Here is a 14,995-nt window from a genome sequence, read left to right as displayed (position 1 = left end):
TGGGACTCACGGTAGGTCGGCGCTCACCCGATGTCAAGATCGCCGCCCACGCGAAACGGGCCCGGCCGGAAACCGGCCGGGCCCGCTGCGGTGGTGGATCAGGCGAGGTCGAAGCGGTCCAGCTCCATGACCTTCGTCCACGCGGCCACGAAGTCGGCCACGAACTTCTCGCGGGCGTCGTCGCTGGCGTAGACCTCGGCCAGCGCCCGCAGCTGCGAGTTCGAACCGAAGACCAGGTCGACCGCGGTGGCGGTCCACTTGACCTCGTCGGTCGTCACGTCGCGGATCTCGTAGACGTTCTCCGCCGACTCCGACGCCTTCCACCTGGTGCCCGGCGCGAGCAGGTTGGCGAAGAAGTCGTTGGTCAGCACGCCCGGCTGGTCGGTGAGGACACCGTGCGCGGCACCGCCGTGGTTCGTGCCGAGGGCGCGGAGGCCACCGACCAGGACCGTCATCTCCGGCGCGGTCAGGTCGAGCATGTACGCGCGGTCGACCAGCAGCACCTCGGGCTGGCGCTTCTCGCCGGCCCGCAGGTAGTTGCGGAAGCCGTCGGCGCGCGGCTCGAGGACCTTGAACGAGTCGACGTCGGTCTGCTCGGCCGTGGCGTCGGTGCGGCCCGGGTGGAACGGCACGGTCGTCTCGACGCCGGCGTCGCGCGCCGCCTTCTCGACGGCCGCCGAGCCGGCCAGCACGATGAGGTCGGCCAGCGAGATCTGCGCGCCGCCCGCCTCGTTGAACTCGCGCTGGACGCCCTCGAGGACTTCGAGGACCTTGCCGAGCTGCTCGGGCTGGTTGACCTCCCAGTTGCGCTGCGGCTCCAGGCGGATCCGGGCGCCGTTCGCGCCACCGCGCTTGTCGGTGGAGCGGAAGCTTGCGGCCGACGCCCACGCGGTCGAAACCAGCTCCGAGACGGAGAGCCCCGAGTCGAGGACCTTCGCCTTGAGGGCGGTGATGTCGGCGTCGCTCACGAGGTCGCCCTCGACGGCGGGCACCGGGTCCTGCCACAGCTGCGGCTCGGCGACCCACGGGCCGAGGAAGCGGCTGACCGGGCCCATGTCGCGGTGCAGCAGCTTGTACCAGGCCTTGGCGAAGGCCAGCGCGAACTCGTCCGGGTTGTCCTTGAACCGCTGCGAGATCGGGCCGTAGACCGGGTCGAAGCGCAGCGACAGGTCCGTCGTGAGCATGGTCGGCTTGTGCTTCTTGTTCGGGTCGAACGGGTCCGGGATGATCTCCGGCGCGTCCTTGGCGACGTACTGCTTGCCGCCACCGGGGCTGGTGGTGAGCTCCCACTCGTAGCCGAAGAGGATCTCGAAAAAGCGGTTGCTCCACTCGGTCGGCTTGTCGGTCCAGGTCACCTCGAGACCACTGGTGATCTGGTCCGGGCCCTTGCCGCTGCCGAGCGTGTTCAGCCAGCCGAGGCCCTGGGCCTCCAGCGGGGCGCCCTCCGGCTCCGGGCCCACGTGGTCGTCGGCCACGCCGGCGCCGTGGGTCTTGCCGAAGGTGTGGCCGCCGGCGATGAGGGCGACGGTCTCCTCGTCGTTCATCGCCATCCGGGCGAAGGTCTCGCGGATGAAGTGGGCCGCGGCCTCGAAGTCCGCGCTGCCGCGGGGACCCTCGGGGTTGACGTAGATGAGGCCCATCTCGGTCGCGCCGAGCTCCGGCACCATCTCGGTGTCGCTGGCGTAGCGCTCGTCGCCCAGCCAGTCGTCCTCCGGGCCCCAGAAGATCTCTTCCGGCTCCCAGGTGTCCACGCGGCCGAAGCCGAAGCCGAAGGTCTTGAAGCCCATCGACTCCAGGGCCACGTTGCCGGCCAGGACGAGCAGGTCGGCCCACGAGATCTTCTGGCCGTACTTCTGCTTGACCGGCCACAGCAGGCGGCGGGCCTTGTCCAGGTTGGCGTTGTCCGGCCAGCTGTTCAGCGGGGCGAAGCGCTGCCCGCCGTCACCGGCGCCGCCCCGGCCGTCGTGGATGCGGTAGGTGCCCGCCGCGTGCCAGCTCATCCGGATCATCAGGCCGCCGTAGTGGCCGAAGTCCGCCGGCCACCAGTCCTGCGAGGTGGTGAGGACGTCGGTGATGTCGCGCTTGAGGGCCTCGACGTCGAGCTTCGCGAACTCCTTGGCGTACGCGAACTTCTCGCCGAGCGGGTTGCTCTTCGACGAGTGCGCGTGCAGCGGGGTGAGGTCGAGCTGGTTGGGCCACCAGTCCTGGAGGGTGCGCGGCCGGCCGCCCGTCTTGGGGGTCGGCGAGTCGATCGCCGGGTTCTCGCTCTCGCTGCCCTGCGAAGTCACCGAGTCGTGCGCGACCGGGCAACCGGCCGCCGCCTTCTTGTCCACGCCCTGCGCGGAGGACGGGTTGTCCTGGGTGGAGCTCATTTACTTCCTTCCGGGAGCGGCGAATCATTTCGGGGACGTTCGGCCGCGCAGTCGGGGCAGGTGCCCCAGTAGACGACCTCCGCCTGGTCGATCACGAAACCGTGGTCGTCCGAGGCGGTGAGACAGGGGGTGTGGCCGACGGCGCAGTCGACGTCGGCTATCGCCCCGCACGAACGGCACACGACGTGGTGGTGGTTGTCACCCACCCGGGCCTCGTAGCGGGCGTTCGCACCGGCCGGCTGGATGCGCCGGATCAGCCCGGTGTCGGTGAGCGCCCGCAGCACGTCGTAGATCGTCTGGTGCGAGACCGTCGGTTGCTCGGCGCGCACCAGTTCGATCACCGTTTCGGTGTCGACGTGGGGATGCTCGCGCAGTGCGGCCAGCACGGCCAGCCGGGGTCGCGTGACCCGCAGCGAAACCGCCCGCAGCTGTGCTTCGAAGTCCGACATCGCCGCCGACCCTAGGGCCTTTTCTGGAATGGGTCAAGTTTTCATTCCCCATCCGTGTGGCGCAACCGGGGTTCACGCTGAGTCAGCGGGACGGGTTAGGCTCCCGGGCATGCCGGACACGCAGTACGAAGACCTCCTCCGCCACGTCCTCGACACGGGCACCCGCAAGGGCGACCGTACCGGCACGGGCACGAGGTCGATCTTCGGGCACCAGCTGCGCTACCGCCTGTCCGAGGGTTTTCCCTTGATCACCACGAAGAAAGTCCACTTCCGCTCGATCGCCTACGAGCTGTTGTGGTTCCTGCGCGGCGACGCGAACGTCTCCTGGCTGCAGGAGAACGGCGTGACGATCTGGGACGAATGGGCGGCGGCCGACGGCGATCTGGGCCCGGTCTACGGCGTCCAGTGGCGCTCGTGGCCGACCCCGGACGGCGGACACGTCGACCAAATCGCCGAGGTGCTGCGCACGCTGCGTGAGAACCCGGACTCGCGGCGGATCATCGTCTCCGCGTGGAACGTCGCCGACATCCCGCGGATGGCGCTGCCGCCGTGCCACGCGTTCTTCCAGTTCCACGTCGCCGACGGCAAGCTGTCCTGCCAGCTCTACCAGCGCAGCGCGGACCTGTTCCTCGGCGTGCCGTTCAACATCGCCAGCTACGCGCTGCTGACGCACATGATCGCCGAGCAGGTCGGCCTCGGCGTCGGCGACTTCATCTGGACGGGCGGGGACTGCCACATCTACGACAACCACGTCGACCAGGTCCGCACGCAGCTCGCCCGGGACGCGCGGCCGTTCCCGGCGCTGAGCCTGAAGCCGGCGGAAAGCCTGTTCGACTACACGTACGAGCACTTCTCGGTCGAGGGCTACGACCCGCACCCGGGCATCAAGGCGCCGGTGGCGGTGTGATCGGGCTGATCTGGGCCCAGTCCGCGAACGGCGTCATCGGGCGCGACGGCGAGCTGCCGTGGCACCTGCCGGAGGATCTCAAGCACTTCCGCACGGTGACCGCGGGCGCGGCGGTGCTGATGGGGCGCCGGACGTGGGAGTCCCTGCCGCCGCGGTTCCGGCCGCTGCCGGGCCGGCGGAACCTGGTCCTGTCGGCGACCCCGCAGGAGGGAGCCGAGACGTTCGCGGACCTGGCCGCCGCTTTTGCGGCCGTACCCGGCGACGTGTGGGTGATCGGCGGCGCGGCGGTGTACCGGGCGGCGCTGCCGCGCGCGGACCGGATCGTCGTCACCGAGATCCGCGAGTCGTTCGAGGGGGACACGTACGCGCCTGAAGTGGGGCGGCCGGCGGACTCCGTGGGGGAGTGGCTGGAGTCGTCGACGGGCCTGCACTACCGCTTCCTGACCTGGGGCTGACGGCCCGGGCCGTTGCCCTGCCACAGGGTCCGTGAAACGGGAAACGGCCCTCCGCTGCAACGGAAGGCCGATGGTTCCCGCGCTCATCCGGATCAGCAGACAAGTCGGGCGCGCGCGGCTCTCGCCGTCGCACGTCTCGTATTAGCCGTGTTCGTGGCGGAGAATCCGATGCCCGCTGGCTCAAATCGCTGAAATCTGACGAGATCTGACATCCGGTGTAACCTGGGGACCTGACGCAATCTGACAACCGCCCTCCGGGGGAGGCGATGGACAACACGCCGACCGAGACGTCGCCCGGCCCGGCGTCGGCGCAGCTCAAGGCGTTGGCGAACGAGCTCCAGCGGTTGCACCGCGAGGCGGGTGAGCCGGGAACGCGGGTGATCGCCGAGCGGACATCTCCGTCGATCAGCCACGACACTGTGCACCGTGTCCTCCGGTGCGGTGTCCTCGGCCGGACCCCGCGGTGGCGTTCCCTTCAGGCGGTGGTCGGCGCGTTGGACGGCGACACCGACCTCTTTCGCGCGTTGTGGAATGCCTGCCGTGACGTCGACGCGCGAGCGTTGCTGCGTCGTCCCGCCGAGCCCTTGACGTCGTCCGCTCCCGGCGCGCCGAGCGAAGCATCGACAGCTGGAAATTCGGTCGCTCCCCGGCTGGTGTTCAGTTCGGGTGTCTCCAACGCCCCTGCGTCGGTTTCGCCCACGACGCCGATCGCTCCTCAGCTCTGGGACGACCCGGAGATCAGGTCCGCGTTGCGCGCCCGGGACATCAGCGCCGTCTACCGGTACCTTCGCCGGCACGGTCATTCCCAGCGCGAGATCGCCGCCAGGACCGGACAGGCCCTGTCCGAGGTCTCGGAGATCCTCAAAGGCCGCGCGGTCGCGTCCTACGACGTCTTGTCACACGTGGCCGACAGGCTGGACATTCCCCGCGGCTACATGGGGCTGGCCTACGAGCCGTCTTCCCCGGACGAACTCGAGTCCCCCGCTGGTCCACGGCTTGCGCTGATCGACCCGAAGAGCCCGGGGCGGCCGCACGCGTTCGTGTCCGCGTTCCGAGGCCTCGTCAACAGCTCGGGCCTGAGCATCGACGAGCTGGTCGAGCGCACCAGGCTGGATCGGGTGACGGTGCGGACGGTCGTCGAAGGGAGCGCACTGCCGCCGATGACGGAAATGTTGGTCATCGCCGAAGCCTGCGGCGCCAACCCGGATGCCTGGCGGCGGCAGCTGCTCGATGCCGAGACGGCGGAAGCCGAGTACACGCGCATGGCACTGCTACCCGAACCTCGACGGCAGAGGGTTCTCTCCGCCTTGCTCGAACGCGGTGTCCAGAGGCAATTCCCCGCGGGGGGAAAGCTGTACACCGAGGGGACGTCGGGCGGCTCGGTGTGGCTGGTCGTTTCCGGCTGGGTGCGGTCGTCGACGGTGTCGTGGCAGGGACACGAAACGGACACCAGCTTCACGGGCGCCCGGGAGCTGGTGGGCCTGGAGGCCGCGCTCGGCGCGGCCGGGTACGCCCGCACGGCGACCGCCCTGTCCACGGTCGTCTGCCGGCAGATTCCGGTGACCTCGTTCACGGCGCTCCTGCGCGCTACTCCCGATCTCGGCATCTTCGCGGCCCAGCAGCTGGTCAACCAATATCAGGCCCTCAGCGACCAGTGGGTCGACGCGCAACGGCTCGACGTATCCAGCCGGGTCGCGGCGCACCTGCTGAGGCTGGCCGCCTTGGATCCGGCGTTCGACGAAGCTGCCGACAGCGCGACGATTCCGGTTCCCCTCGCCCAGGACGACATCGCTCGCGCGGTCGGGGCCAGTCGCAGGTCCGTTGCGCGCATCCTCGCGGTCCTGCGAGATCGCGGAATCATCTCCACCGGCTACCGGAAACTGGTCATCGAGAAGATCGCCACGCTGCGAGAGCTGGCCGCGAGGGCCTGAAGCGAAGATCGCTGCGGTGCTCTGGCACCCTTCTGACCCTTCCCGAAAAGGTTCTCGATCAGTCAAGATGGGAGCCGCAAGGCTGCCGTGCGCCGTCCTGAGTCTGCAAGCTCGCCGTGGCAGTGCACCCCAGCCCTGCGGTATCGGCTCATCCGGATCACAGAGCGGAAAGGGAACGGGCGCATGACCCTCGGTTTACGCGCTTTTCGGCGCGCCTGCATGCACTGGTGGTGGTGGCTGCGGGAACACGGCATCGTCGGGCTGGCCGGCACGGCGACGCTGTTGGTCGTCACCGGCATGGTCGTCTCCAGCGTCACCGGCACGCCGGTGACGCTGGTCTGGGCCGGTGAGATCGCGGCGGTGAAAACCGCTCTGGCCGTCAACCGGTACGTCGTCGGAACGGCCCGGCGCCGGCGCCTGAGGTAACCACGCCGGATTCGCGCTCGTGGTGGACTGCGTTGCGTTCCACCACGAGTGCCTCCGTCGCACCGTCGTCCGGTAGCCGGCGAGCGGGACCGGAAAAGGAAATCGGCCCTCCGCTGCAACGGAAGGCCGATGGTTCCCGCGCTCATCCGGATCAGCAGACAAGTCGGGCGCGCGCGGCTCTCGCCGTCGCACGTCTCGTATTAGCTGTGTTCGCGACGCAGAATCCGATGCCCGCTGGCTCAAACCCTCGAAATCTGACGAGATCTGACGGGGGGCACCCTGCCGTCTGACGTGATCTGACGACCGCCGCGGGGGAGCTGACCTGGGGCTGACGGCCCGGGCCGTTGCGCTTCCCGGGGTCGGCGCTATACGGTTGGCTTGAACTAGAACACGTTACAGTTCTAGTGGCCGGTCGTAGCGAGGAGCGGACATGGCGAAAAGGGCGGCGCGCGGCGACGAGGCCGACTACGTCGTCGTCGGGTCGGGGAGCTCGGGTGCGGCGATCGCGGGGCGGCTGGCGCAGGCCGGGGCCAGCGTGATCGTCCTCGAAGCCGGGAAGAGCGACGAGCAGCTGCTCGTCAAGAAACCCGGGCTCGTCGGACCGATGCACGCCGTGCCGCAGCTCAAGAAACCGCTCGACTGGGGCTTCTACGGGGTCCCGCAGAAACACGTTCTCGATCGGCGGATGCCGGTGCCGCGCGGGCGGGTCGTCGGCGGCTCCAGCTCCATCAACGGCATGGTCTACGTCCGCGGCAACCGCGCCAACTTCGACTCCTGGGCCGCCGAGGGCAACGAGGGCTGGGACGCCGACAGCGTCAACGCCGCCTACAAGCGCATGGAGGACTTCGAAGACGGCGAAAACGCCTTCCGCGGCGCCGGCGGCCCGATCCGGGTCACCCGCGCGAAGAACCCCCAAGAGGGCTCGCTGCAGTTCGTCGACGCCACCGCCGACGCGCTCGGCTGCAAGATCCTCGACGACTACAACGCCGAGTCCCAAGAGGGCGTCAGCCGGATGCAGCAGAACGCCGCCGACGGCCTGCGCTACAGCGCCTCGCGCGGCTACCTCCACCACCTCGCGCCCCCGACGCTGCAACTGCAGGACCGGGTGCTGGTCGAGAAGGTGCTGATCGAGAACGGCCGCGCCGTCGGCGTCGAGGTCCTCGACCGCGGCCGCCGGCGCACCGTCCGGGCCGGCCAAGAGGTCATCCTCTCCGCCGGCGTCATCGGGTCCGCGCAGCTGCTCATGCTGTCCGGCATCGGCCACGCCGAACACCTCCGGGAACAGGGCATCGACGTCGTCGCCGACCTGCCCGTCGGCGACAACATGCACGACCACATGTTCCACGCCCTGACGTTCCACGTCTCGACCAGCAAGAACAAGGGCACGGCACCGTACTTCGCCCGCGGGCTGGCCCGGGAGCTGCTCCGCCCCGGCACGACGTTCCTGGCGAACTCGGTCTTCGAGGCGGTCGCCTTCCTCCGCACCTCGCAGGCCGGCGCCGTCCCGGACCTGCAGCTGCACCTGCTGCCGTGGGCGTACGTGTCGCCCAACCAGGACGCGCCGATCCGGCACGACGTCGACAAGCGCCCCGCGCTCACCGTGCTGACCACGCTCATCTACCCGAAGAGCCGCGGCACACTGCGGCTCGCCTCGGCCGACCCCGCCGCGGCGCCGCTCATCGACTTCCAGTACCTGTCCGACCCGGCCGACCTCGAACTGCTCGGCGAAGGCTCGGAAATGGTGCGCGAGATCTTCGCGTCCAAGGCGTTCAAGGGCGCGGTCAAGGAGGAGATCCACCCCGGCAAGAACCTCAAGGGCCAGGAACTGCGCGACGCGATCCTCAACCGCGCCACGTCGGTCTACCACGGCGTCGGCACCTGCCGGATGGGCGTCGACGAGCTCGCCGTCGTCGGTCCCGACCTGCGCGTGCGCGGCGTCGAGGGCCTGCGGGTCTGCGACGCCTCGATCATGCCGTCGATCACCGGCGGCAACACCAACGCGCCCTGCATCATGATCGGGGAAATGGGCGCCCAGCTCGTGCTCGGGAGCCGGTCATGACGCTCACGCCGCTCGGACTCACCCGTCCCGCTTCGATCACCGAAGCGTTCCTGGCCCAGCTCGTGGCCCGGGTGCCCGGCTCGGCCGGCGCGACCTGGAAGCTCACCGAGGTTTACACCGGCGACGTGCTCGTCGAGCTGCCGCAGTCGACGCCGGAAGACATCGAGCAGGCGTTCACCGTCGCGCGCGAGGCCCAGCGGAAGTGGGCGGCCACACCGGTCAAGGACCGGCTGGCGGTGTTCCGGCGGGCGCACGCGCTGTTCGTCGAGCGGGCGCGGACCGTCGCCGACATGATCCAGGTCGAGAGCGGCAAGAACCGGCGGATGGCGATCGAGGAGACCTGCGACCCGCCGATGGTGATGAGCCACTACCTGAAGCGGGCGGCCCGGCTGCTGGCGCCGACCAAGCGCGGCGGGCCGGTGCCGCTGCTGACGACGTCGACCGAAGTCCGGCTGCCCAAGGGGGTCGTCGGCATCATCGCGCCGTGGAACTTCCCGTTCGCCACCGGCGTTTCCGACGCCGTGCCGGCGCTGATGGCGGGCAACGCGGTCGTGTTGAAACCGGACAACAAGACGGCGCTTTCGCCGCTCTACGGCGTCCGGCTGCTGGAGGAAGCGGGCCTGCCGGAAGGGCTGTTTCAGGTGGTCTGCGGCGAGGGACCTGACGTCGGCCCCACGCTGATCGACCACGCCGACTACGTCATGTTCACCGGTTCGACGGCCACCGGCCGGGTGATCGGCGAACGGGCGGGCCGCAACCTGATCGGCTGCTGCCTGGAGCTCGGCGGCAAGAACCCGATGCTCGTCCTCCCGGACGCCGACATCGCCGAAGCCGTGCAGGGCGCGATCTTCGGCGCGTTCGGCAACACCGGCCAGATTTGCATGCACATCGAGCGGATCTACCTGCCGGAGTCCCGCTACGACGAGTTCAAGACGGCGTTCGTCGCGGCGGCCTCGGCCCTCGACGTCCGCGCGGCCTACGACTTCGGCCCGGACATGGGCTCGCTGGTCTCGCCCGACCACATGCGCCGCGTCAAGTCCCATGTGGACGATGCGGTCGCCAAGGGCGCCACCGTGCTGTGCGGCGGCAAGCCGCGCCCCGACCTCGGCCCCGCCTTCTTCGAGCCGACGATCCTCGAGGGCGTCACCCCGGACATGGTCTGCGGTGTCACGGAGACGTTCGGCCCGGTGGTGGCGCTGCACAAGTACCGCACGGTCGACGAAGCGGTGGCGCTGGCCAACGACACGGACTACGGGCTGAACGCGTCCGTGTGGAGCACCGACGTCGCGGCGGCACGCGCGGTGGCGGCCCGGATCGAGTCCGGCAACGTGAACGTGAACGACGTCCTCGCGACGGCTTACGCGGCCAAGGGGACGCCGTCCGGCGGGGTGAAGAACTCCGGCGTCGGGGCCCGCCACGGGGACCAGGGGCTGCTGAAGTACACGGACGTGCAGAACCTGGCCGTGCTGAAGAAGCAGGTCATGGGGCCCCGGCCGGGGCAGGGGTACGAAAAGTACGTCGAGAGCATGCTTTCCGGCCTGAAGCTGATGCGGAAACTGCGGATCAGGTAGCGCTCGAGGCCGCTCAGCCGTCGACCAGCAGCCCTCGCAACGGTCCCTGCAGCCGGGCCGCGCGGCGCGAGGCGCCGGGCAGCAGGACGAGCCGGTGGGTCCGGCGCTCGCCGCGGCGTTCCCGCTCGGCCTGCTCCTCGGCCAGCGGCCGCCAGAGGTTGTCGACGACGTCCGCGGGATTTCTCCCTTCGAGCTCCGAGACCGGCCGCCCGAGGTGTTCGGCCCACAGCCGCAACCTCGTCGTGCGGACCACCTCGGGGTCGTCGGTGGCGATGTTGACCTCGGTGTCGTTGAACAGCGAGTGCTCGTTGAGGTTGGCGGACCCGACCGTCAGCCACGAGTCGTCCACGATGCCGAGCTTGGCGTGGACGTACACCGGCGCCGACTCGTCGCCGTCGTGGGCGCTGATGGTCGTGGCGAGCAGGCGGCGGTGGCCGTCGTCGGCGTCGAGCAGCCGGCCCAGCTGGCCGCGGGTGGTGTCCGAGCCGTTGCTCGGCTTGCGCGGCAGCAGCAGGACCACCCGGAAGTCCTCGTGCGGCGGGTGGCGGAGCTTGTCGAGCAGCACCTCGGTGATCTCCGGCGACCACAGGAACTGGTTCTCCAGGTAGACGAGCCGGTGCGCCGACCGCAGCGCGCGCAGGTAGCCGTCGAGGACGGTGAACTCGCCCTTCGGCAGGAAGTCGTAGGTGTCGTTCGGGACGGTCCGCAGCAGCTGGACGCGGCTGCTGCCCGCCGGCCCCGGCACCGCGGGCGCCGGCAGGTCCTCGCCGGCGACCTCGACCCACCGCCGCCGGAAGTGCTCGGCGACGTCGGCGACCACCGGGCCGTCGAGCCGCGCCATCAGGTCGTGCCACCCGATCGGCCGCGGCGGGTGGTCCGGGCTGTCGTGCCGATCGCCTTCCAGCGCGGTGAGGTCGACCCCGCCGACGAAGGCGACGACGTCGTCGACGATCACCAGCTTCTCGTGGTGGCAGTGCAGGGTCCGCTCGCGGGCGTCGAGGACACAGCGGACGTCGGTGCCCTCGGTGAACTTCCGCTGCTCGGAGCGAGCCAGCTTCCGCGACGGCTGGAAGGCGGGAAAGGGCGGCCCCGCCCACAGCAGGACGCGAACCCGGACACCCCGCCCGGCGGCCTCGGCGAGCAGTTCCCGCAGGGTGGGCGAGCCGGGCTCCCGCGTCAGCCGGAAGTCGGCGCTGGCGTGCCAATTGGCGAGGTGCACGTGCGATTTCGCGCTCCGGATGGCCTCGGCGACGGCGGGCAGCGATTCTTCCCCGTCGATGAGCACCTCGACGCGGTTTCCGTCGCGCACCGGGGCCCGGCCGCCGAGGGGGTCGTCCGAGCCGCCCGCGAGCACGTCGCCCCAGCCGAGCCCTCGCAGGCGCCGCCGGTGGTGGGCGCACAGGACGCTCTCGAGCCCGTCGCCGAGCCGCTCGTCCACCTTGTCCACGAAAGAGTGAAAAGTTCTCACCCGTCCTATGTCACTACAGATCGGCCCGGCTCGCCGTGCAGTAACGGTGAGTGATGCGCTCGCGACTCGACTTTCATGGAGCCTTTGGTGCTGAAGGTGGGCACGGCGGTCGTGAGCTCCGCCGTGAAGTCGTGGCTCACCAGCAGGAAGGGGGAGCGTGAGCGGGAAAGCTCACTGGCGGAGCTGGTGCAGGCACGCATGGGCGGCGGCTTTTCCCGCCGTCGCTTCGACCGGGAGATCGAAGCACTGGTCGACGTGGTGTCCGAGCGGCTCTTGCTGGTGTCCCGGCAGGAGGTCCCGGACCTCGACGACGGGGAGCGGTCGGCGGCGCTGGCGGAAGTCGCGGCGGCCTTCGAGCGAGCGGATCTGGCCGACGCCGACTTGTTCGAGGTCGACGTCGATCCGGCCAAGCTCGCCCGCCGCCTTCGCGCCAGTCTGCCGGACGCGGCTGAACGCGCCGGTCTCAGCGAGGCCGCGACGTGGTTCCACCGCCGGGTCCTCGACGAGTGCTGCGGCTACTACGTCCGTCTCGTCGTGCACCTGACGCCGTTCGCGGCCAGGGCCGGGGCCGAGCTGCTCGGCCGGGTGTCGGGCCTGGCCGAACAGCTCGAACGCGTCCTCAACCGGCTGCCGGCGCCATCCTTGATGGCGCCCGACGGCACCGCCTCGGACGCGGCGTTCCGGTCCCGGTACCTGCGCCAGATCAGTGAGACGCTGGACGACCTCGAGCTGTTCGGGGTGGATACCCGCAGCTACCGTCCGCGGACCACGTTGAGCGTCGCCTACGTGAGCCTGACCGTCCGCGGCACCGGCGCGGATTCCCGCGGGCCCGCCCACGAGATGCTCTCGTGGCGGGGCGATGCGATGCGCAGCCAGGACGGGTCCGTCCGTGCCGAGCGAGCACTGGCGAAGGCCGACCGCATCCTGATCCGCGGTGAAGCCGGCTCGGGCAAGTCGACGCTGCTGCGCTGGCTCGCGGTCAACGCCGCACGGGGGACGTTCCGCGACGAGCTGGCCGGCCTGAACGGGTACGTCCCGTTCCTGATCAAGCTGCGCAGCTACTCCGGCCGGAGGCTGCCTTCACCGGAGGAGTACCTCGACGGGACGGCGCAAGCGCTGACCGCGTTGATGCCGTCGGCCTGGGCCCACCGTCAGCTGGCCTCGGGGCGCGCGCTCGTGCTCGTCGACGGCGTCGACGAACTCACCGCCGACGAGCGAGGCGCGGTGAGAGGGTGGCTGAAGGATCTGTGCCAGGCGTTTCCCGCGACCAGGCTCGTCCTCACGTCCCGGCCGGCCGCGGCCACCGAGACGTGGCTGAGTGCGGACGGGTTCAGCTCCGCCTGGATCGAGCACATGAGCCAGGCCGACGTCCGCGCTCTCGTCCGTCACTGGCACAAGGCGGTGCGCGATGCGGGGAGCATGCCGTGTGCCGAAGAGGACCTTCCCCGGTACGAAGGTGTCCTGCTCAGCCGCCTGGACGGCAACGCCCACCTGAGGGCCCTCGCGACGACACCACTGCTGTGCGCCATGTTGTGCGCTCTGAACCTCGACCGTGCGTCGTTCCTCCCGCGCAACCGGCTCGAGCTCTACGTCACCGCGCTCGCCATGCTGCTGGAACGCCGCGACGTCGAGCGGCGCATCCCCGCTTCGCTGAAGATCGATGACCGGGAAAGCCGTCAGCTGCTCCGGCACCTGGCTTGGCGGCTGTCGGTGAACGGCCGGTCGGAGCTGGGCCGGGACGAGGCCATCAGGCGCCTCGTCGAACGGCTCGCGACCATGCCGCGGGACGAGCACGACGCCGAGCAGGTGCTCGAACACCTCGTGCAGCGAAGCGGGATCGTCCGTGAGCCGACGCCGGGCCGGATCGACTTCGTGCACCGCACGTTCCAGGAGTTCCTGACCGCGGAGGAGGCCGCGGACCAGGGGGACGTCGGGTTGCTGGTGCAGAACGCGCACCTGGACCAGTGGCGGGACATCGTCGTGATGGCCGCGGGCCTGGCCAACGCACCGTTGCGTGAGCAGCTGTTCAAGGGGCTGTTCGACCGGGCCGATGCGGAGCCGAGAACGCGCCGGAAGCTCCGCCTCCTCGCTGCTGCGGCGACCGAGTCGGCGCCTGCCTTGACGGTGGAGCTCGCCGAACGCATGGAGCTGGCGCTGGCCGCGCTGATTCCGCCGCGGGGGAAGTCCGAAGCCCGGTCCCTTGCCGCCGGCGGCGAAGTCCTGCTGCCAAGGCTTCTTGATACGCCCGCCGACCTTTCGGAGGCCGCGGCGGCGGCGACGGTGCGGACGGCGGCGTTGATCAACGGCCCGGAAGCGTGGCCGGTGCTGGAGAGGTTCAGCCGCGATCCGCGGCCGGGGGTGCAGAAGGAACTGATCGCGGCTTGGCGGTACTTCGATCCGGACGAGTACGCCGCGCGGGTCCTCGCCGATGCACCCTTGCTGGATGGGCATTTGTCGATCGAGGATCAGGCACTCTTGCCTGCGGTCCCCAGGCTGCGCCACCTGAGCGACCTGAGCATCGACCTTCGCGACATCACGGATCTGCAAGCGTTGGTGCGGCTTCCGTGCTTGCGCACGGTCCGCCTTACCGGCGACTTCGAAGATCTTGTTCCGCTGACACGGTGCCCGGAGTTGGAATTGTTGTTGCTGGCGCCTCGTAGCGGTGTCGATCACCGGGTCCTTCGTGGTATCCCCGGCCTCCGGCACTTGTACTTGTATTCCCAAGCCGGGTCTCTGCCGAATCTCGAGGTCTTCCGATCCATGACGAGTCTGGTCTCGTTGGGCATGGAAATCGGTGAGGAGGTCGAGGATCTCTCCCCACTCGGCGATCTGCGGGGCTTGACCCAGTTGAGTCTCTATTGCTATCCGGACGGGGCCGATTTCGGCTTCCTCGGCAACCTGCCTGTTCTCGGACGGTTGGAGCTGGGCCGTACTCCCGACGGAGCCCGGCTGGGCGTCCGGGGTGGCTTGCGCCAACTGGCCACAGAAGCTCCCGGGATCGCTGGTCTGGGATTACTGTACGTCCGTCCGATCGACGAAGTCGGCGAAATAGCTCGCTTCTCTGCCTTGGAATTCCTGTCCATCCGATATTGCCAGGTCGAAGACTTCACTCCGCTCGCCGCCGTCGGCGGCCTGCATACCCTGCAGATCGCCACGCCGGTCGATCCGGGCCAGCTGGCGCAGATCGCCCAGATGCCCCAGCTGACCACGTTGGAGATCTTGTCGAATTTCGAAGACCGGCGGGACATCGACCTCTCCGGACTGGGCGATGCCAAGCTGACCGTCCGGGCCTACGCCGACCGGCACCGGATCGTCGGCGCGGGTCCGAGGATCCAGGTGAAGTGGATCTGAGGCATC

The 14,995-nt window shown here is 69.7% G+C and carries 10 protein-coding genes; 7 read left to right on the top strand and 3 right to left on the bottom strand.

Annotated elements, in window-relative coordinates:
• Window positions 1–98: 98 nt before the first annotated feature.
• Both katG and ACWEF6_RS16030 read right to left on the bottom strand, forming a co-directional pair.
• Window positions 99–2,372: a catalase/peroxidase HPI gene (katG, locus tag ACWEF6_RS16035; RefSeq protein ID WP_449683616.1), complete on the bottom strand. Its 2,274-nt coding sequence runs from the start codon at window positions 2,370–2,372 to the stop codon at window positions 99–101.
• Window positions 2,369–2,821, bottom strand: coding sequence for a Fur family transcriptional regulator (locus tag ACWEF6_RS16030; protein ID WP_310969934.1), 453 nt, complete (start codon window positions 2,819–2,821; stop codon window positions 2,369–2,371). Before ACWEF6_RS16030 ends, katG begins: the two co-directional genes overlap by 4 nt.
• Before the next feature lie 109 nt (window positions 2,822–2,930).
• Between ACWEF6_RS16030 and ACWEF6_RS16025 the strand changes: the two genes are divergently transcribed.
• The 6 genes from ACWEF6_RS16025 (at window position 2,931) to ACWEF6_RS16000 (ending at window position 10,170) form a co-directional block, all read left to right on the top strand.
• Complete coding sequence (locus tag ACWEF6_RS16025) at window positions 2,931–3,728, top strand: thymidylate synthase (RefSeq protein WP_449683615.1); 798 nt, start codon at window positions 2,931–2,933, stop codon at window positions 3,726–3,728.
• A complete protein-coding gene (locus ACWEF6_RS16020; RefSeq protein ID WP_449683614.1) occupies window positions 3,725–4,183 on the top strand; it encodes a dihydrofolate reductase in 459 nt (152 codons plus the stop codon). Before ACWEF6_RS16025 ends, ACWEF6_RS16020 begins: the two co-directional genes overlap by 4 nt.
• A gap of 482 nt (window positions 4,184–4,665) precedes the next feature.
• Window positions 4,666–6,114 carry a helix-turn-helix domain-containing protein gene (locus ACWEF6_RS16015; RefSeq protein WP_449683613.1) on the top strand — a complete coding sequence of 483 codons (1,449 nt, stop codon included), beginning with the start codon at window positions 4,666–4,668 and terminating at the stop codon, window positions 6,112–6,114.
• Window positions 6,115–6,297: 183 nt separating this feature from the next.
• Entirely contained in the window at window positions 6,298–6,540 is a 243-nt protein-coding gene (locus ACWEF6_RS16010) for a hypothetical protein (RefSeq protein WP_449683612.1), read from the top strand.
• Between the two features lie 430 nt (window positions 6,541–6,970).
• Window positions 6,971–8,599 (top strand): GMC family oxidoreductase, encoded by a 1,629-nt coding sequence (locus ACWEF6_RS16005; RefSeq protein WP_449683611.1) that lies wholly within the window; start codon window positions 6,971–6,973, stop codon window positions 8,597–8,599.
• Window positions 8,596–10,170, top strand: coding sequence for a succinic semialdehyde dehydrogenase (locus ACWEF6_RS16000; protein ID WP_449683610.1), 1,575 nt, complete (start codon window positions 8,596–8,598; stop codon window positions 10,168–10,170). The genes ACWEF6_RS16005 and ACWEF6_RS16000 overlap by 4 nt, the downstream gene beginning before the upstream one ends.
• Before the next feature lie 13 nt (window positions 10,171–10,183).
• Here the strand turns inward: ACWEF6_RS16000 and ACWEF6_RS15995 are convergent, their stop codons facing one another.
• The gene (locus tag ACWEF6_RS15995; protein WP_449683609.1) at window positions 10,184–11,638 is read right to left on the bottom strand and encodes a phospholipase D-like domain-containing protein; all 1,455 of its coding nucleotides are present in this window, start codon (window positions 11,636–11,638) and stop codon (window positions 10,184–10,186) included.
• Window positions 11,639–11,725: 87 nt separating this feature from the next.
• On the opposite strand from ACWEF6_RS15995, the gene ACWEF6_RS15990 reads away from it, so the two are divergent.
• Window positions 11,726–14,989, top strand: a complete 3,264-nt coding sequence (locus ACWEF6_RS15990; protein WP_449683608.1) for an NACHT domain-containing protein — start codon at window positions 11,726–11,728, stop codon at window positions 14,987–14,989.
• Window positions 14,990–14,995 lie beyond the last annotated feature (6 nt).

Source organism: Amycolatopsis sp. NPDC004772 (genome assembly GCF_053601215.1).
The sequence above is the reverse complement of the archived record's forward strand: the minus strand, read 5'-3'. Positions and strand labels throughout refer to the sequence as shown.

What these genes read in the sequence shown, in the direction of transcription:
- katG (WP_449683616.1), bottom strand. Translation starts at nt 2,372, where the DNA reads ATGAGCTCCACCCAGGACAACCCGTCCTCCGCGCAGGGCGTGGACAAG.
- ACWEF6_RS16030 (WP_310969934.1), bottom strand. Translation starts at nt 2,821, where the DNA reads ATGTCGGACTTCGAAGCACAGCTGCGGGCGGTTTCGCTGCGGGTCACG.
- ACWEF6_RS16025 (WP_449683615.1), top strand. Translation starts at nt 2,931, where the DNA reads ATGCCGGACACGCAGTACGAAGACCTCCTCCGCCACGTCCTCGACACG.
- ACWEF6_RS16010 (WP_449683612.1), top strand. Translation starts at nt 6,298, where the DNA reads ATGACCCTCGGTTTACGCGCTTTTCGGCGCGCCTGCATGCACTGGTGG.
- ACWEF6_RS16005 (WP_449683611.1), top strand. Translation starts at nt 6,971, where the DNA reads ATGGCGAAAAGGGCGGCGCGCGGCGACGAGGCCGACTACGTCGTCGTC.
- ACWEF6_RS16000 (WP_449683610.1), top strand. Translation starts at nt 8,596, where the DNA reads ATGACGCTCACGCCGCTCGGACTCACCCGTCCCGCTTCGATCACCGAA.